At 43.4% G+C, this 15,909-nt stretch carries 21 protein-coding genes and 1 pseudogene; 11 read left to right on the plus strand and 11 right to left on the minus strand.

Annotation, left to right across the window (positions count from 1 at the left end; all coding sequences use genetic code 11):
• Positions 1-194 (plus strand): annotated as a pseudogene (locus HMPREF0850_RS0103405) (transposase); the annotation flags it as partial.
• Positions 195-229: 35 nt separating this feature from the next.
• On the opposite strand, the gene der reads toward HMPREF0850_RS0103405, so the two are convergent.
• Genes der through nrdR form a run of 5 tightly spaced genes read right to left on the minus strand, consistent with a single transcriptional unit; the run spans position 230 to position 4,798 of the window.
• The gene (der, locus tag HMPREF0850_RS10470; RefSeq protein WP_001207692.1) at positions 230-1,540 is read right to left on the minus strand and encodes a ribosome biogenesis GTPase Der; all 1,311 of its coding nucleotides are present in this window, start codon (positions 1,538-1,540) and stop codon (positions 230-232) included.
• Positions 1,541-1,553: 13 nt separating this feature from the next.
• Positions 1,554-2,267, minus strand: coding sequence for an NADPH-dependent oxidoreductase (locus HMPREF0850_RS10475; RefSeq protein ID WP_000140832.1), 714 nt, complete (start codon positions 2,265-2,267; stop codon positions 1,554-1,556).
• Entirely contained in the window at positions 2,264-3,160 is an 897-nt protein-coding gene (gene dnaI / locus HMPREF0850_RS10480; RefSeq protein ID WP_000446486.1) for a primosomal protein DnaI, read from the minus strand. Before dnaI ends, HMPREF0850_RS10475 begins: the two co-directional genes overlap by 4 nt.
• Entirely contained in the window at positions 3,161-4,324 is a 1,164-nt protein-coding gene (locus HMPREF0850_RS10485; RefSeq protein WP_000803917.1) for a DnaD domain protein, read from the minus strand.
• Positions 4,325-4,798, minus strand: coding sequence for a transcriptional regulator NrdR (gene nrdR, locus HMPREF0850_RS10490; RefSeq protein ID WP_001203676.1), 474 nt, complete (start codon positions 4,796-4,798; stop codon positions 4,325-4,327).
• Between the two features lie 140 nt (positions 4,799-4,938).
• On the opposite strand from nrdR, the gene HMPREF0850_RS10495 reads away from it, so the two are divergent.
• From HMPREF0850_RS10495 to HMPREF0850_RS10505, 3 genes are read left to right on the plus strand one after another with little or no spacing between them, the layout of a single operon-like run.
• A complete protein-coding gene (locus HMPREF0850_RS10495) occupies positions 4,939-5,304 on the plus strand; it encodes a GntR family transcriptional regulator (RefSeq protein ID WP_000119121.1) in 366 nt (121 codons plus the stop codon).
• Positions 5,305-5,308: 4 nt separating this feature from the next.
• Entirely contained in the window at positions 5,309-6,004 is a 696-nt protein-coding gene (locus HMPREF0850_RS10500) for an ABC transporter ATP-binding protein (RefSeq protein ID WP_000173162.1), read from the plus strand.
• A 15-nt stretch (positions 6,005-6,019) separates the two neighbouring features.
• Positions 6,020-6,754, plus strand: a complete 735-nt coding sequence (locus HMPREF0850_RS10505) for a hypothetical protein (RefSeq protein WP_000498779.1) — start codon at positions 6,020-6,022, stop codon at positions 6,752-6,754.
• Between the two features lie 37 nt (positions 6,755-6,791).
• Here the strand turns inward: HMPREF0850_RS10505 and HMPREF0850_RS10510 are convergent, their stop codons facing one another.
• Positions 6,792-7,487 (minus strand): LrgB family protein, encoded by a 696-nt coding sequence (locus tag HMPREF0850_RS10510; protein WP_001288929.1) that lies wholly within the window; start codon positions 7,485-7,487, stop codon positions 6,792-6,794.
• On the minus strand, positions 7,484-7,858 hold the full coding sequence (locus HMPREF0850_RS10515; protein ID WP_000781325.1) for a CidA/LrgA family protein: 375 nt from the start codon (positions 7,856-7,858) through the stop codon (positions 7,484-7,486). The genes HMPREF0850_RS10510 and HMPREF0850_RS10515 overlap by 4 nt, the downstream gene beginning before the upstream one ends.
• Positions 7,859-8,053: 195 nt before the next feature.
• Between HMPREF0850_RS10515 and HMPREF0850_RS10520 the strand changes: the two genes are divergently transcribed.
• The 7 genes from HMPREF0850_RS10520 to queF all read left to right on the plus strand — a co-directional run bounded on the left by HMPREF0850_RS10520 (position 8,054) and on the right by queF (position 11,600).
• Positions 8,054-8,434 (plus strand): MarR family winged helix-turn-helix transcriptional regulator, encoded by a 381-nt coding sequence (locus HMPREF0850_RS10520; protein ID WP_000221641.1) that lies wholly within the window; start codon positions 8,054-8,056, stop codon positions 8,432-8,434.
• Positions 8,435-8,531: 97 nt separating this feature from the next.
• The gene (locus HMPREF0850_RS10525) at positions 8,532-8,753 is read left to right on the plus strand and encodes a DUF4649 family protein (RefSeq protein ID WP_000570263.1); all 222 of its coding nucleotides are present in this window, start codon (positions 8,532-8,534) and stop codon (positions 8,751-8,753) included.
• Between the two features lie 15 nt (positions 8,754-8,768).
• Positions 8,769-9,083 (plus strand): thioredoxin, encoded by a 315-nt coding sequence (trxA, locus tag HMPREF0850_RS10530; RefSeq protein ID WP_001029581.1) that lies wholly within the window; start codon positions 8,769-8,771, stop codon positions 9,081-9,083.
• Positions 9,084-9,285: 202 nt separating this feature from the next.
• Positions 9,286-9,939, plus strand: coding sequence for a 7-cyano-7-deazaguanine synthase QueC (queC, locus tag HMPREF0850_RS10535; protein WP_000820635.1), 654 nt, complete (start codon positions 9,286-9,288; stop codon positions 9,937-9,939).
• Positions 9,939-10,382 (plus strand): 6-carboxytetrahydropterin synthase QueD, encoded by a 444-nt coding sequence (gene queD / locus HMPREF0850_RS10540; protein ID WP_000464571.1) that lies wholly within the window; start codon positions 9,939-9,941, stop codon positions 10,380-10,382. Before queC ends, queD begins: the two co-directional genes overlap by 1 nt.
• On the plus strand, positions 10,375-11,091 hold the full coding sequence (gene queE, locus HMPREF0850_RS10545) for a 7-carboxy-7-deazaguanine synthase QueE (protein WP_000196467.1): 717 nt from the start codon (positions 10,375-10,377) through the stop codon (positions 11,089-11,091). Before queD ends, queE begins: the two co-directional genes overlap by 8 nt.
• 17 nt (positions 11,092-11,108) lie before the next feature.
• Complete coding sequence (gene queF / locus HMPREF0850_RS10550; RefSeq protein WP_000082579.1) at positions 11,109-11,600, plus strand: preQ(1) synthase; 492 nt, start codon at positions 11,109-11,111, stop codon at positions 11,598-11,600.
• Positions 11,601-11,657: 57 nt separating this feature from the next.
• Here the strand turns inward: queF and HMPREF0850_RS10555 are convergent, their stop codons facing one another.
• The 4 genes from HMPREF0850_RS10555 to HMPREF0850_RS10570 form a co-directional block, all read right to left on the minus strand.
• The gene (locus tag HMPREF0850_RS10555) at positions 11,658-12,326 is read right to left on the minus strand and encodes an MIP/aquaporin family protein (RefSeq protein WP_000714830.1); all 669 of its coding nucleotides are present in this window, start codon (positions 12,324-12,326) and stop codon (positions 11,658-11,660) included.
• 109 nt (positions 12,327-12,435) lie between these two features.
• Positions 12,436-13,227: a DUF2785 domain-containing protein gene (locus HMPREF0850_RS10560; protein WP_009014059.1), complete on the minus strand. Its 792-nt coding sequence runs from the start codon at positions 13,225-13,227 to the stop codon at positions 12,436-12,438.
• A 130-nt stretch (positions 13,228-13,357) separates the two neighbouring features.
• The gene (gene pepF, locus HMPREF0850_RS10565) at positions 13,358-15,154 is read right to left on the minus strand and encodes an oligoendopeptidase F (protein WP_000435595.1); all 1,797 of its coding nucleotides are present in this window, start codon (positions 15,152-15,154) and stop codon (positions 13,358-13,360) included.
• Between the two features lie 10 nt (positions 15,155-15,164).
• Complete coding sequence (locus HMPREF0850_RS10570) at positions 15,165-15,908, minus strand: 16S rRNA (uracil(1498)-N(3))-methyltransferase (protein ID WP_001188232.1); 744 nt, start codon at positions 15,906-15,908, stop codon at positions 15,165-15,167.
• Position 15,909: the final 1 nt, after the last annotated feature.

Genomic DNA, 15,909 nt, shown 5'->3' on the forward strand with positions numbered 1-15,909 from the left:
AAGGATAAAGAAAAGATCGTCAACACTCTCCAATTACCCTATTCCAACGCCAAATTAGAAGTGACCAATAATCTCATCAAACTTATCAAACGCAAGCCTTTGCTTTTCGAAACTTTGAAAACTTCAAAAAAAGGATTTTCATCGCTCTCAACATCAAAAAAGAAAGGACGAAATTCGTCCTTTCTCGATCTTAGCTGACTTCAACCCACTACAGTTAACAAAGAGCCGTTTATTTCCGTTTTCTCGCAATCAAGTGAATCGGTGTTCCCTCAAAGACAAAGGCCTTGCGGATTTGATTTTCCAAGAAACGCAGGTAAGAGAAGTGCATGAGTTCTTCTTCGTTGACAAAGATGACAAAGGTTGGTGGCTTGGTTGCCACTTGGGTTGCGTAGAAAATCTTGAGGCGTTTTCCTTTGTCTGTCGGTGTTGGATTGATAGCAATGGCATCCATGATGACATCGTTCAAGACAGCTGATGGGATACGGGTATTTTGACTTTCACTGATTTGCTTGATCATCTCAGGCAATTTATGGAGACGTTGCTTGGTAAGCGCGGATACAAAGACAATCGGTGCGTAAGGCAGGTATTGAAACTGCTCACGGATATCTTCTTCCCATTTTTTCATGGTGTGGTTGTCTTTCTCAAGAGTATCCCACTTATTGACCACGATGATCATCCCTTTACCTGCTTCGTGGGCAAAACCTGCGATACGCTTGTCGTACTCACGAATACCTTCTTCGGCATTGAGGACCATCAAGACCACGTCAGAACGGTCAATGGCACGCATGGCACGCATAACAGAGTATTTCTCCGTATTTTCATAGACTTTACCAGACTTCCGCATACCAGCTGTATCAATCATGGTAAACTCTTGGCCATCCGCATCTGTAAAATGGGTATCAATGGCATCACGAGTTGTACCAGCTACAGGGCTAGCAATCACGCGGTCTTCTCCCAAAATGGCGTTGATCAAACTTGATTTTCCAACGTTAGGACGACCAATCAAGCTAAATTTAATCACGTCTGGATTTTCTTCTTCGACTTCGTGTGGTAGATTTTCCACGATGGCATCGAGCACATCCCCTGTTCCAATACCGTGGACAGACGAAATTGGCAGCGGTTCACCCAAGCCCAGAGCATAGAAATCATAGATGTCATTTCGCATCTCAGGATTGTCAACCTTGTTAACGGCAAGGATAACAGGTTTATGGGTTTTATAGAGTTTGCGAGCTACGTACTCATCTGCATCCGTGATTCCTTCTTTCCCAGACACCACAAAAACGATGACATCAGCTTCTTCCATAGCGATTTCTGCTTGGTGCTTGATTTGCTCCATGAAGGGAGCATCGACATCGTCAATCCCTCCAGTATCAATCATACTAAAGGAACGATTGAGCCACTCACCCGTTGCATAGATACGGTCACGTGTCACACCCTCGACATCTTCTACGATTGAGATCCGCTCACCAGCGATCCGATTAAATAGAGTTGATTTCCCAACATTGGGACGTCCCACAATGGCAATAGTTGGTAAGGCCATGTTTTCTCACTTTCTACAATAACTTTTTCTGTTCTAGATTTTTCCGAGTTGAACTAGGTTCGGCTTGACCAAACTGCTCTGCTAAACGCTGACTCCAAGAGGTCGTCGCACGCGCACCAGCATAGTCCGCCTGTACTTGGTCATAGTCCAAAATCGATGCTACGGGCTGTTCTTGGTATTCTTCTTCAAATACCACTTGGTTCAAAGGCAGTCTTGGTTTGACTTCGTGTTGTTGATCTGGTACGCCAAGGGCAATCCCAAAAACAGGGTAGGTATAGTCAGGCAGGTTAAAAAGCGCTGCCACTTCTTCCGACTTGTAACGGACCAAACCGATAATCACACCACCATATCCCAGACTCTCTGCTGCAAGCAAGGTGTTTTGACCAGCAAGCGCCGCGTCTACAGACGTGATAAGGAGGCCTTCCACTCCTTGAGGTTGGAAAGTATCCGTATGAAGACTCGCTCCCTTTTCAGCTCGGTTCAAGTCACCGACAAAGAGCAAAAAGGCAGCTGACTGGCGAATGGCTTCCTGCGGAACCAACTCATATAAGGCATCTTTCTTCTCTTGACTGCGCACAAGAATCACAGAGTAGGATTGGAAATTTTTCCAAGATGACGCCATTTGTCCAGCAGTCAAAATCTCTTCCAAGTCTGCTTGAGGAATTTCTTGCTCCTTAAAACGACGAACTGAAGTATGAGCTTTCATCAGTTTAATGGTTTCTGTCATCGGCGATTTTCTCCTTCTAGTCTCGTTTCCTCTGCTAAATAACGGATTCGCTCCATAACCCGTCTAGCTTCCCAAGTCTCGTCATTTCCATTCTTTCCTTTGGCAAAATGTTTTTCCAAATCTTGGAAATTAAAGTTGGAAGTAAAGAAGGTCGGCAAATCTTCCTGCATGCGATACTGGAGAATGACTTGAAGAATCTCATCACGCACCCAAGGGGTAGACTGTTCTGCACCAATATCATCCAAGACCAGGACTTCTGCTAACTTGATGTCATACACCAAGGCCTTCACAGATCCTTCACCGATGGCATTTTTTACATCAATGACAAAACTTGGATAGTGGAGAATCGTCGTTGATGCCCCACGTTTTTCAGATAGGTCGTGAGCCAAGGCCGCCATCATGAAACTCTTTCCGACACCAAAATCTCCGTAAAGATAGAGGCCTTTTCGGATGTTTGGGTAAAGGTCAACAAAGGAATAGAGTCTCTCAAAAATCGGCAAGCGTCCTAGATCATCCAGGTCAATCTGAGCCAACTTCGCTTTCTTGAGACTTGCTGGTAGATTAATCAACTTGAGACGATTCTTAATTGCAGCCTCTTTTTCTGCCGCGATTAGTTCTGGTGTTTCTTCATAAGACACATCCGCATATCCGTGATTCATAACCAAGATAGGCTTGTAGCCACGCGCTATATAGTCCGCATCCCCACGAAGAAACTTATCCCGTTCTGTAATATATTGATTGAACTTGGAGATGCTACGATTCAACTCCTCTGGACTGAGGGATTCTTTCTGGATAAAAGCCGCCACATCTGGGTCTTTCATAATCTGCTGGACTAGGTCCTGATACTGAAAACGACTTGTCTGACGTTTGATAACGTCGCCAACACTTTCCATCTAGTCTCCTCCTTCTTCTAATCGGGCTAACATTTCTTGTTTTTTGCGTTCGAGTTCCAGACGAGTTTCCTCACTGGTTTGATTTTTATATTCTGGATTACTCCACTTGGGAACATTTGTCTTAGTCGAGCTAGTTTTCGATTTCTGGTCTTCTTGCCCTTTTTGCTGACGCTCTCGAATCCGAAGCACAGCTTCTTCTGCTGTCCGAATTTTTTGATAAGCATAGTCATTTGCGACCTTCATGGCGTATTTTTCATTGACATTGGCCGAATCAACCTTGTTAAAGGTTAAAAGTAAGACGATATTGATGACTTCGTCCAACAAGCCTAAAGATGCCATCTGGTGAAGAAGTTCCCGTTCGCTCTGGGTGATGTTCCCCTTACGAGTTTGCTTGATTTCCGCTAAAAATTGTAGGGGAGTTTTGGTTTTGGCTTCCTTGATAATGGTCATTTCTTTGGGGCTAAAGTCAGAAGAAACCTGCTTTTGCGCAATCTTTTCACGCATGCGTTTGACTGAAATAACCTGAGCTACAGCTGTCGCCTTGGCTAGTTGATAGATTTCAAACCAGGTCCATTTTTTTTCATCTGCGATGGCAAACAATTCCAAAACATCCGTTTGCTCGTCTTCAAAACGCAAGCCATCTCGAGCCATCAGGCGCTGAAAATGTTCCAAATCAAAATCATTTTTTAACTTGCTTTTAGACTCGCTTGGGGTCACTTCTTCGGTCAGGGTTGGAAAGACTTGACTCAAAGAAACCGAGAGTACTTCTCCCTCACTTGGAGCCTGCTTCATGGCAGAAACAGCTGTATCCCCAATCTTTTTCTCCAATAGTCTACTATAGACAGAATGACTTAGGAATTCCTGACTGGAAAGGGGAGAATGAAGCTGCAATTCATAGACTTCCCCCTTCTGGTAAAGAGTCAACAAGTCCACAGCAGATAAGATTTTAAAAGACTGGAGGAGCGTATTCATCCCGAAGTTCAAATGATTAAGAATATTAGCAAAGAGGTGCTCCTTTTGCCCACCATCCCAAAAAGTAATAGCATATAGATAGAGGCTCAGTGCCTCCTGACCGATAATCGGGAGGTAGCACTGCACCAGAGAAGAGGTATCTTGCGACACCCGATTATTCTTTAGAAAAGAAAAACGGTCATTTGGCTTCATTTACTTTTCCTTTTTCTTCTTAGAGGACTGGGTGATCTGCTGGAGCAGACTCTCCAACTCACTCACATCCTTAAAGCTACGGTAAACACTGGCAAAACGAACATAGGTAATCTCATCAAGCTCTGCCAATTCTTCCATGACTAAAGAGCCAATATATTCACTTTGGATCTCATTCTCACTGCGACTACGGAGCTTTTGCTCGATACGATTGACCACCATGCCGATTTCATCACTTGACACAGGACGCTTCTGGGCTGAGCGAATAATCCCATTAAAGATTTTATCTCTCGAAAACTGCTCTCGCGTACCGTCTTTTTTGACGACAACCAGCGTTCTTTCTTCTACTCGTTCATAGGTTGTAAAACGATGCTGACACTCGTCGCACTCACGTCTTCGACGGATGGTGTTTCCTTCTTCGGCTTGTCGACTATCAACAACACTAGACTTGGTAGCCCCACATTTTGGACAACGCATGCATTTCCCTCCTTGTCGTTTTCTTTTCATTATACCATTTTTTGAGCAATTCCCAAAACAATTCTTATTTTTACTTGACAAGTTTTTTGTTTTATTGTATTATTTAATTAGAACAATAAAGAAAAAGAAAGGAGACTATGATGTCCTGGTCATTTGATAATACAAAACCCATTTATTTGCAGATTATGGAAAAAATCAAATTACAGATTGTTTCCCATGAACTGGAACCCAACCAACAGCTCCCAACCGTAAGGGAACTAGCGAGCGAGGCTGGGGTCAATCCCAACACAATTCAGCGCGCCTTGTCTGACCTTGAGCGCGAGGGCTTCGTTTATAGCAAGCGGACTACTGGTCGTTTTGTCACTGAGGACTTAGATCTCATCGTTCAGTCCCGCAAACAGCTTTCTGAGGAGCAACTGAAAAACTTTGTAACGGGCATGCTTCAATTCGGCTATCAAAAAGAAGAACTGCCAAGTGTGCTTAGCGAATACATCAAAGGAGTGTAAAATTATGACATTACTAGCATTTGAAAATGTATCCAAATCCTATGGGGCTACAGCAGCCCTTAACAATGTTTCCCTTGAGATTCCCGCTGGAAAAATCGTCGGGCTTCTCGGTCCAAACGGATCTGGAAAAACAACCTTGATCAAGCTGATCAACGGACTTCTCCAACCAGACCAAGGTCGTGTCCTCATTAACAACATGGATCCGAGTCCTGCTACCAAGGCCATTGTCTCTTATCTACCAGACACGACTTATCTGAATGAACAGATGAAAATCAAAGAAGCACTGACCTACTTTAAAACTTTCTACCAAGATTTCAATCTTGAGCGGGCTCAGCATCTTTTAACAGATCTTGGCATTGATGAAAACAGTCGTCTCAAGAAATTGTCAAAAGGAAACAAGGAAAAGGTTCAGCTCATCCTGGTTATGAGCCGTGAAGCTCGTCTCTACGTGCTCGACGAACCTATTGGTGGTGTGGATCCAGCTGCCCGTGACTATATCTTGAACACCATCATCAACAACTACTCACCAACTTCAACTGTTTTGATTTCTACCCACTTGATTTCAGATATTGAGCCGATCTTGGATGAAATCATCTTCCTAAATAACGGAAAAGTTGTCCGTCAAGGAAATGTTGATGATATTCGTTATGAGTCAGGTGAGTCGATTGACCAGCTCTTCCGCCAGGAGTTCAAAGCTTAGTTAAAGGAGATTATTATGTTTTGGAATTTAGTTCGTTATGAATTTAAAAATGTTAACAAATGGTATCTAGCTCTCTACGGTGCTGTGCTTGCAATTTCGGTTTTGATTGGTGCATCCATTTCTGGCATTAGTCAGACCTACACTAGCTATGGTAATGATCCCTACTATCTGTTAGGCTTTCTGATCTTAGTTTTTGGTGGGCTCAGCGTTACTCTCTGGATCGCGACTATCTTTCTAATCGTTCGACGCTTCAAGGGAAGTGTCTACGATCGTCAGGGCTATCTGACATTGACTCTGCCCGTCTCTGAACACCAGATCATCACCGCCAAATTACTGGGTGCTCTCATTTGGTCAATCATAAGCTATATTGTATTTATCTTGAGTATCATTATTATCTTCTCACTCACCCCTGTAGTGAAAGATTTGCCACTCCTCTATCGATTTATCTCTCCTTATCTCGGTTACGGTTGGCTCTATGCCCTCTCTCTTCTGGTCGGTTCAATTACTTGGATTTTATCTATTTACCTTTGTATCTCAATTGGTCAACTATTTAACGAGTATCGTACCGCTATGGGAATTTTAGCCTATATCGTGCTTAACATCGTGATTGGCTATATTTCCATCTTCTTGCGAGTTGATGACAACTTCAATTTACTAATAACAGTTGATATTATTAAAGACGCTATTCTAGCGACTATCTATTACCTCGGAACCTACTATATCTTGAAAAACAAGGTTAATTTGCAATAAAAAATGCCCAGCTTACAAGAGCTGGGTTTTCTATACTTTAACTCAATATCAAACTAGCTACAAGAGGGCTGACAAAAACATAGAGAATACCGGTGACACCGATAGCCAAGCCACCCATGGCGCCTGCTACAGAGCCGTATCGAAAGGCCGTACCCGTTCCGACAGCATGACCTGTCCCTCCAAGGGAAAGACCTACAGCCACTGGATCATCAATTTTCAACCACTTCAAAAGGGTTGGTCCAATAACACTAGTCAAAATCCCAGTTGCTACTACGACGACCAAGGTCACAGTCGTCAAGCCTTGCAATTTTTCTGTGATTCCCACTGCCATGGCGGTTGTCACTGACTTGGGAAAGAGAGAAATGGCTAGGAAAAAGTCCATGCCAAATATTTTCGCTACTATGGCAGTAAAGCAAGTATTGACAACTACTGCTAGCAGACTACCAAAGAGAATACTCCGCGCATGGTGCTTCATCAGATGAAAACTCTTATAAAGCGGAATCCCTAGAGCCACCGTCGATGGGACAATCAAGTTGTTCAAATAAACCCCACCTTGGTAGTAATCTTGATAAGAAATACCCGTTACCTTTAGGAAAATAATGATAAAAATTGCCGACAAAAGCAAAGGCGTTGTCAATGGATGGGGGAAACGTCTGTAAATCAACATTCCTGCTAGATAAGCTAGGATAGATAAGGCGATCCCAAACAGAGGATTGGATACAAATTCACTCATTTGGCGTCTCCTTTCTCATAATCTCCCTCAAACCGTCGCTTGATAAACTGAACCACTAGGGCGATGAGGATAATATTAATCACAGCCGCAAAAAAGACAATCAAAACGATGGGCAAGAGATAGGGAGCAATCACATCAAACTTTTCCATGATACCCACTGCTGGCGGCAAAAAGAGAATGGTCATATTGGCCAGCAAGAAATTCCCGACCATATTGACATGCCTCGTTCTCAGCCACTTGAACTGCAGGGCTAGAAAAAGAATAATCAAACCGATAATACTGCCTGGGATAGGCAGATGAAAGAAACTGGAGATTCCCTCACCGATTAGAGAAATCACAAAGAGAATCATTAATTGAACATATAACTTCATCTCAAACTCCTTGAAATAGAATTCTTGCATACCAGTTTACTCTTTTTTCAGGAAATTTCAAGGAAATGCCGAAATTTTTCTTTCTTGCAAGGATTAGCTAAAAGTAGTATAATCATTGCATGCGCAATCATTTTATGCTACAAAGACAGTCAGTAATGACTTTGTGATTTTACTTTGAAAAGAAAGGAGAAAGCAATGACCTACTTAGAAAAATGGTTTGACTACAACCGCCATCAAAAAGAAATGGAAGCCTTGTTGGAAGAAACTATTGCCCAGCAGAGTGAACAAAGGCTGAACTTGAAAGAGTTTTACCTGCTCTACTATTTGGATCTAGCCGATGAAAAATCCTTACGACAGATTGATTTACCCGATAAACTCCATCTCAGTCCGAGCGCTGTTTCTCGAATGGTGGCACGATTAGAAGAGAAAAACTGCGGTTTGCTTAGTCGCAGATGTTGCGATCAGGATAGACGGGCTAGTTTTATCTGCCTGACTGACGAGGGACAAACCACCCTAGCTTACCTGCAAAAAGCCGTCGAAGAAAGACTGGAAACGAGTCTTGATTTCATTTCTTAATCAGATTTTTTAAAAAAGTTGCGTGCGCAATCATTTTTCTTGACATTCCTCTTTTCAAGGAGTACAATAAAGTCAAGATCGAACAAAGGAGTTTTATATGATCGAAATTACTTATCTAGACGCCAGTAAGCAAGAGAGAACTATGACTTTCGAGTCTTACCAAGACTTTGAACGTTCTCAACACGCCTGCCTCATCGGCGTTGCTGATTACTATACTGTCCAAAAATTAACCTACAATGGTCATGATTTGGACTACCATGGGACTTATGGAGATGTTTTCTTCTATCTCATGAAACAAGATTTAAGCCAATATAACTAAAAAAGGAGAAATACAATGGCAAAAGCAATTACAGATGCAACATTTGAACAAGAAACAAAAGACGGTTTGGTCTTGGTAGACTTCTGGGCAACTTGGTGTGGTCCATGTCGTATGCAAGGTCCAATCTTGGATAAATTGTCTGAAGAACTTTCAGAAGATGTCTTGAAAATCGTTAAAATGGACGTTGATGAAAATCCAAATACAGCTCGTGCTTTTGGAATCATGTCTATCCCAACCCTTCTCTTCAAAAAAGACGGCCAAGTGGTGAAACAAGTTGCAGGTGTTCACACAGCAGAACAAATCAAGGCCATCGTTGCTGAATTGAGCTAATCACACGAGAGACCATGTACTTCATTTGGTCTCTTTTTTCTTACCCTTTGCCATTTTTCAAAAAATATGCTAGACTGTAGGTAGAATATTACGATGTTTGGGACATGCCATCGCTAAAAAAAACCTCTACTTGGTATTTTTTAGCTCCCCTCAAGGGAGCTTTTTGCGTGCTCTGAACATTTCCCATTTTAGAAGGAGTACTATGAAACGTCATTCAGCCTTGGTCGTCTTTAGCGGCGGTCAAGATTCCACAACCTGCCTCTTTTGGGCTAAAGAACACTATAAAACAGTCGAAGCCGTCACCTTTGCCTACGGCCAACGCCATCATCTCGAAATTCAAGTTGCTAGAGAAATCGCTAAGGAACAGGGAATCCGTCATCACATCTTAGATATGTCTCTGCTGGGACAAATCACTGAAAATGCCTTGACTTCTGATATGGAAATCGAGCAAAAAGAGGGAGAGGTTCCCAATACCTTCGTTGACGGTCGCAACCACCTCTTTCTGTCCTTTGCGGCAGTTCTTGCCAAACAACGGGACATTAAAGACATCGTGACAGGTGTCTGTGAGACAGATTTTTCAGGCTACCCTGACTGCCGGGATGTCTTTGTCAAATCCCTTAATGTTACTCTCAACCTTGCCATGGATTACGACTTTGTTATCCAAACACCTCTCATGTGGCTGGACAAGGCTGAAACTTGGGAATTAGCCGACCAACTCGGTGCCTTTGACTATGTTCGTGAAAAGACCTTGACCTGCTACAACGGAATTATTGGAAGTGGCTGTGGAGATTGCCCAGCCTGCCACCTACGTCAGCATGGCCTTGATGTTTATCTCTCACAGAAAGGAGAGGGCTAATGTTTTTTGCTCCCAAAGAAATCAAACAGGAAACTGGGGAATCTCTTGTCTACAATCCTCACAGAACCTTGGTATCAAAAGAGTTTACCTTCGATGCTGCCCACCACCTCTTTCACTATGAGGGAAAATGCAAATCCCTGCACGGACACACCTATCATTTGCAAATCGCTGTCAGTGGATTTTTAGATGAACGGGGCATGACCTACGACTTTGGAGACATCAAAGCTATCTACAAGAACTTCTTAGAGCCCCACCTAGATCATCGCTATCTCAATGAAACCCTGCCCTATATGAACACGACTGCTGAAAACATGGTTTACTGGATTTTCCAAACCATGAGTCAAGAGTTGCCAGACGAGCGCGGTCTCCGTTTGGAATACGTTCGCCTCTATGAAACTCCGACTGCCTTTGCAGAGTTTAGACGGGAGTGGTTAGATGACTAGGGAACGTGTCCTCAAACTACCAGTTCTGGAAATTTTTGGCCCAACCTTTCAAGGTGAAGGTCGTGCTATTGGGCAGAAAACCATGTTTGTCCGCACTGCTGGTTGCGACTACCACTGCGACTGGTGCGACTCTGCCTTTACTTGGGATGGTTCTGAAAAACCAACTCGCATGACCGCTGACGAAGTCATTGCTGCCTTAGACAAACTAGGAAGCTACGACTACGTTACCCTATCTGGGGGAAATCCTGCTATCCTAGCAGCTAACATGGCTCAACTGGTCACTAAGCTCAAGGAACGTGGTGTCACTCTGGCAGTTGAGACCCAAGGCTCCCGCTGGCAAAATTGGTTAAAAGATATCGATCAGGTCACCCTGAGTCCCAAGCCTCCTTCATCCAAGATGGAAATCAACTTCGAGACCTTGGACTTTATCGTTTCCCAACTAGATCCAGACAAGGTCACCTTTAAAATTCCTGTCTTTGATGATGCTGATTTGGCCTTTGCTAAAGGGATTCAAGAACGCTACCAACCAGATGTCCTCTTCTTATCGGCTGGAAATCCTGAGCCCAAGGCTACAGGCAATATTGTCCAAGACCAACTAGATCGCCTCAAAGAACTCTGGGAACGCGTCGCTGCTGACGATAGCTGGGGCAATGTCCGCGTCCTTCCTCAACTTCATACCCTCCTCTACGACAACCAACGTGGTGTTTAAATTAGAAAGAAAAAATCATGTCACAACAAGAAGAAATGAAAAACCTTAGCCTCCTCGGCAACAAAGAAACCAACTACATTTTTGACTATCAACCAGAAGTCCTCGAATCTTTTGACAATCGTCATGTTGAAAATGACTATTTTATTAAATTCAACTGTCCTGAATTTACCTCCCTGTGCCCAATCACTGCTCAGCCAGACTTTGCGACGATTTATATTTCCTACATTCCTGACAAGCTCTGTGTCGAGTCAAAATCCCTCAAACTCTACCTCTTTAGCTACCGAAATCATGGGGATTTTCACGAAAACTGTATCAACACCATCGGGAAAGACTTGGTCAACTTGCTAGACCCTCGCTATTTAGAGGTATGGGGAAAATTCACTCCGCGCGGTGGCATCTCAATCGACCCCTACTACAACTACGGTAAACCTGGAACTAAGTATGAAGGATTGGCAGAACAACGCCTCTTTCAACACGACCTTTATCCAGAGAAAATTGACAACCGTTAAACAGATACGAAAAAGCCCTGTTCCTCAAACTGAGGAGCAAGGCTTTTTGAATTTCAATTATTCTTCTGTTCCAAGAAAGTTTTTCGCAACAAGGGCTGCAAGAACGCCACCAACGATTGGCGCAAGGATGAAAATCCATACTTGTTGAAGGGCTGCGCCACCTACCAAGACGGCAGGTGCCAAGCTACGAGCTGGGTTAACTGAAAGGCCAGTAATGTTCAATCCCACAAGAATCAAGGCTGTCAATGACAAACCAATCACCAAACCAGCGATTGCGCCATTGCCTTTGCTTGCTGATGTTACAGTCATGATAACTAGGACAAACAAGAAAGTTGCGATGACTTCAAACAAGAATCCACCAAAGACAGTGACACCGTTTGCCAAGGCATTTTCACCAAGACTAGCAGTTGACATACCTGAGTTAGACAAGAGGAAGAATACTGCAGCTGACGCAAGGAAAGCTCCAACTACTTGTCCAAGGATGTAGTTTACAAGTTCTGAAGATGACAAACGTTTGTTTACAAACATAGCGATCGAAACAGCTGGGTTCAAGTGAGCACCTGAAACAGTTCCGATTGAGAAAGCTGCGACTACAATTGCCAAACCAAAGGCAAAAGCAATTCCAAGGTGTCCAAGACCTTCAACACCATTTCCAAAAACAACAGCTCCTGTTCCGATGAACACAAGCATAAATGTACCGATTAATTCAGCAACAAATTTTTTCATGATAAGTCTCCTTTTTTTAAACTATGTATTAGTCTATCAAAAGAAGGAAAGGGTTTCAAGAAAATTGACTGGAAAGTTATTTGAAAATCATGAAACAACTCGCTTATCCTTAGTACTGAAAAGATTGAATAGCTTCTTTCAAGTCATCTTGTAAAAGTTTATGACAGTCTAGTTGAAGGTAAGTTTCCAGCAAACAGGATCTGAAGTTGGAAAATTTATGGAAATCATTTACTTCTTTCAAGGGAAATTCGACTGTTTGCAGCCAAGCAGTGAGGAGAGACGATTCGATTTTCCCTCGTAAGATTGGTTCATAAAGTACTCTCGCTAACCGCCAATCTTCATCATTTGTAAAACGAATCTCAACACGTTTAAAGATTTTCCCAATGATTTCAAATGCTTCGGCTATATCTGACTTTGGAAAGCTAGGATGGCATATAACTTCCGTCAAGAGATCAGCCCCATGCGCAAATGCGTGGATCCACCCAAACTGATGAGAGTAACCCGTCGTCTCTTTTTCCTTTGTAAGATAGTGTAAGCCTTGATCTAGCATGGTAATCCTGATAGGAGAAGACAATTGCTGGTAATAAAGTGATTCCTTAGTACCATCGCAGGACAGTAGATTGGCATAAATAAGCGCCCTAAAAGAACGTTTAAGAGCCGAGACCCCTCTACTATCAATTTCTTTGTATAGACCTTCATCAGAGGAAACCCCTTCTGAGATAAACTGAAACTGCTCAAGGGAAAACAACTCTTCTTGAAGGCCCCTAGCTAAACTCGTAAAAACAAGTTCGTCTCGAATTTCTGGAGAGGGATCTCCCAAATGCTCAAGCAGCCACTGAATTTCTTCTCGGCTATAGCTTGGTTTTTCTTCTGTCACTTTTCTTTGTAATTCTTTATGCATCTTATGCATCTAAAGTACCTCTGGATTTCTAGTAACTTATCAAAAAGTCATCCGAAGATGACTTTCTGTTCTTTAAAATCCGAATTCAGCACATACTCTATAGTAGGTTTAATTCTGACATCCTGTTTCTTTACTCTCCCAACTCAGCACTGTAGGCAATAATCTGGTCAACTGTGTCTGACAGGAATTGGATGGTATCACGGAGTGGTTTGTCTGTTGAGATATCCGCTCCGATAATCATGGCTGACTCAAGCGGTGTCTTACTACCACCTGATTTAAGAAGATTGAGCCAATCTTCAGCTCCGGTTTCTGAATGTTTCAGATGGAGGTAGCCAGCTGTCGAGATGACAAGACCAGCAGAGTAGGTGTAGCTATACAAGCCCATGTAGTAGTGAGCTTGGCGCATCCAAGTCAAGGCCGCATCGTCGTCAATTTCAATGGCATCTCCCCAGAAATCTGTCAAAACTTCCTTCATAATGCTGTTGAGCTTGCTTGCTCCAAAGGTCTCCCCTTCTTCAATCAATGTATAAACCTTACGCTGAAAGGCTGCTTCCAAGAGGTGGGTGATGAAATTATGGAAGTAGGTATCTGTCAAGCGGTGAGCAAGGGCAAAGCGTTTTTGACGAGGATCATCAGACTGGTGCTCCAAGTAGTCACTGAGAAGCAATTCATTAAAGGTTGATGGCGCTTCGACGTAGTAGGTCGACATGTGGGCATTGAAGTAACTTTGGTGATTATCTGAAAAGATAAACTGACCAGAATGCCCGATTTCATGAATCAAGGTATAGACATCACTCAAACGACCTGTCCAGCTCATGAGGACATAAGGGTGCACGCGATATGGATCCGCCGCATAACCGCCAGAATCCTTGCCACTATTGGCAGCGAAGTCCACCCAGCGCTCTTCTTGATAGCGAGCAACTTCCTGACAATATTCCTGCCCCAAAGGTTCTACCGACTTCATGACCAAATCATAGGCGTCGTCAATAGTCACTTCAGGATTCAGAGCGCTGTCCAAGTCCAATTTCCAGTCTGCAAAGGTCATCTTTTCAAGACCATTTACCTTGGCAACATGCTTGAGGTATCTCTGAGCTACTGGTGCAAAGTCCTTCATGATGAGGTCAATCTGGCGGTCAAACATGGCACGGTCCACTTCTTGATCAGCCAGAAGATAGTCAAAAACTGAGTCGTAGCCCTTCATATCTGCTAATAGTTTTTCAGACTTAACCTGAGCTAGATAGGCTGCAGCTGCTGTATTTTGGTGCTTACGAAGTCCTTCTGAGAAGGAACGGAAGGATTTCTCACGAACTTCAGCGTCCTCGTGGTTTTGGTAGAAATTCTCATAAGTTACAAAGCTGTTTTTGTAGGTCTTGCCATGGGCCTCAAAGTCAGCCATTTCAAAATCCCCAGCTCGCATCTTGGTGTAAATATCCTGTGGACTGTAGAAAACTTCACCCAGATTGGTCAAGGCCTTTTCCACATCTGCCCCAAGATAGTGGGCTTTTTTGATTTTAGCCTGACGAATAGCTGCTGTCAAATGTGGCAGTTCACCCAAACGGTCCAAGACTTCCTCGTCTGCTGCTACCAAAGCGTCGTCAAAGAAGGTCAAGGCTACACTGGCATCTGTTTCAAATTCCATCCCAGCTTGGGCAATGTTGGCAAAATCTTCATTGCTATAGTCTGTCGTCTGAGGCATAAAGGCGTAATTACCAATATGACTCATCTGAATGTAAATTTGTTCCAATTCTGCAAAGGCCTTCTCAAAATCCTCAAAAGTGTGAAGATTGCCCTTGTAATCACGGCTAAATTGGTTGATGTCTTCGCGAGTCTTCTCGATTGCTCGCAAGAAATCCTCACGGTCTTGGTATAGGGCGGTTAAATCCCAAAGTTCCTTTTCTGGAAATTCTGAACGGTGTTTTTGTTCCATTTTCTTCCTCTTATTTCTCTAATTCTACTAAAACACTAAGGGCTGATAAGGCATAAAGCGGTGCTGTTTCCGCTCGAAGAATCCTTGGACCAAGTCCTGCAAGAACAGCTCCTTTGGCTTCAAAACTTTCGATTTCTGCAGGTGAGAGACCGCCTTCTGGGCCAAAGATAAAGAGCAATTTGGCTCCTGTTGCAAGACCAGTGACTGCTTGCAGAAGCGCAGAGGCTTCTCCCTCTTTTGCTGATTCTTCATAAGCCACCACAATTGAGTCAAACTGGTCCAGCTGTGCTAGAAAATCTGCTTTTTTCTCGAAAAGCTGAATACTTGGGACCAGATTACGCTTGCTTTGTTCTGCCGCTCCAAGGGCGATTTTTTCTAGTTTTTCAACCTTTTTACCCAATTTCTTACCATCCCACTTGGCGACCGACCAGTCAGCAGGAAAAGCCCAGATTTGGCTAGCTCCCAGTTCCGTCACTTTTTGAGTGATGAACTCCAGCTTGTCTCCCTTGGGAAAGCCTGATGCGATGGTGACTTGGACTGGTAGTTCTACATTATCAGCTAATTCTTCGAGCAATTCAAACTGACGAGCTTCCACATTTAGCACGCGCGCCAAACGCTTGATACCATCCTCAAAGACCAAGGTAACCTCATCACCTTCTTTCAAGCGCATGACCTGAAACATGTGCTTGCTGGTTTCCTTGTCCTCAATGGTGACAGGAGAGATAGGACTGCCTTTGACAAAATACTGCTGCATG

The organism is Streptococcus sp. M143, assembly GCF_000162495.1.
GTDB lineage: Bacteria > Bacillota > Bacilli > Lactobacillales > Streptococcaceae > Streptococcus > Streptococcus dentisani.

Excerpts from the sequence above, each read along its gene's own strand:
- der (WP_001207692.1), bottom strand. The coding sequence starts at position 1,540 with ATGGCCTTACCAACTATTGCCATTGTGGGACGTCCCAATGTTGGGAAA.
- HMPREF0850_RS10495 (WP_000119121.1), top strand. The coding sequence starts at position 4,939 with ATGTCCTGGTCATTTGATAATACAAAACCCATTTATTTGCAGATTATG.
- HMPREF0850_RS10515 (WP_000781325.1), bottom strand. The coding sequence starts at position 7,858 with ATGAAGTTATATGTTCAATTAATGATTCTCTTTGTGATTTCTCTAATC.
- pepF (WP_000435595.1), bottom strand. The coding sequence starts at position 15,154 with ATGGAACAAAAACACCGTTCAGAATTTCCAGAAAAGGAACTTTGGGAT.
- HMPREF0850_RS10555 (WP_000714830.1), bottom strand. The coding sequence starts at position 12,326 with ATGAAAAAATTTGTTGCTGAATTAATCGGTACATTTATGCTTGTGTTC.
- trxA (WP_001029581.1), top strand. The coding sequence starts at position 8,769 with ATGGCAAAAGCAATTACAGATGCAACATTTGAACAAGAAACAAAAGAC.
- queC (WP_000820635.1), top strand. The coding sequence starts at position 9,286 with ATGAAACGTCATTCAGCCTTGGTCGTCTTTAGCGGCGGTCAAGATTCC.
- HMPREF0850_RS10525 (WP_000570263.1), top strand. The coding sequence starts at position 8,532 with ATGATCGAAATTACTTATCTAGACGCCAGTAAGCAAGAGAGAACTATG.
- HMPREF0850_RS10500 (WP_000173162.1), top strand. The coding sequence starts at position 5,309 with ATGACATTACTAGCATTTGAAAATGTATCCAAATCCTATGGGGCTACA.
- dnaI (WP_000446486.1), bottom strand. The coding sequence starts at position 3,160 with ATGGAAAGTGTTGGCGACGTTATCAAACGTCAGACAAGTCGTTTTCAG.
- queF (WP_000082579.1), top strand. The coding sequence starts at position 11,109 with ATGTCACAACAAGAAGAAATGAAAAACCTTAGCCTCCTCGGCAACAAA.
- HMPREF0850_RS10560 (WP_009014059.1), bottom strand. The coding sequence starts at position 13,227 with ATGCATAAAGAATTACAAAGAAAAGTGACAGAAGAAAAACCAAGCTAT.
- HMPREF0850_RS10485 (WP_000803917.1), bottom strand. The coding sequence starts at position 4,324 with ATGAAGCCAAATGACCGTTTTTCTTTTCTAAAGAATAATCGGGTGTCG.
- HMPREF0850_RS10505 (WP_000498779.1), top strand. The coding sequence starts at position 6,020 with ATGTTTTGGAATTTAGTTCGTTATGAATTTAAAAATGTTAACAAATGG.
- queD (WP_000464571.1), top strand. The coding sequence starts at position 9,939 with ATGTTTTTTGCTCCCAAAGAAATCAAACAGGAAACTGGGGAATCTCTT.
- nrdR (WP_001203676.1), bottom strand. The coding sequence starts at position 4,798 with ATGCGTTGTCCAAAATGTGGGGCTACCAAGTCTAGTGTTGTTGATAGT.
- HMPREF0850_RS10510 (WP_001288929.1), bottom strand. The coding sequence starts at position 7,487 with ATGAGTGAATTTGTATCCAATCCTCTGTTTGGGATCGCCTTATCTATC.
- queE (WP_000196467.1), top strand. The coding sequence starts at position 10,375 with ATGACTAGGGAACGTGTCCTCAAACTACCAGTTCTGGAAATTTTTGGC.
- HMPREF0850_RS10570 (WP_001188232.1), bottom strand. The coding sequence starts at position 15,908 with ATGCAGCAGTATTTTGTCAAAGGCAGTCCTATCTCTCCTGTCACCATT.
- HMPREF0850_RS10520 (WP_000221641.1), top strand. The coding sequence starts at position 8,054 with ATGACCTACTTAGAAAAATGGTTTGACTACAACCGCCATCAAAAAGAA.
- HMPREF0850_RS10475 (WP_000140832.1), bottom strand. The coding sequence starts at position 2,267 with ATGACAGAAACCATTAAACTGATGAAAGCTCATACTTCAGTTCGTCGT.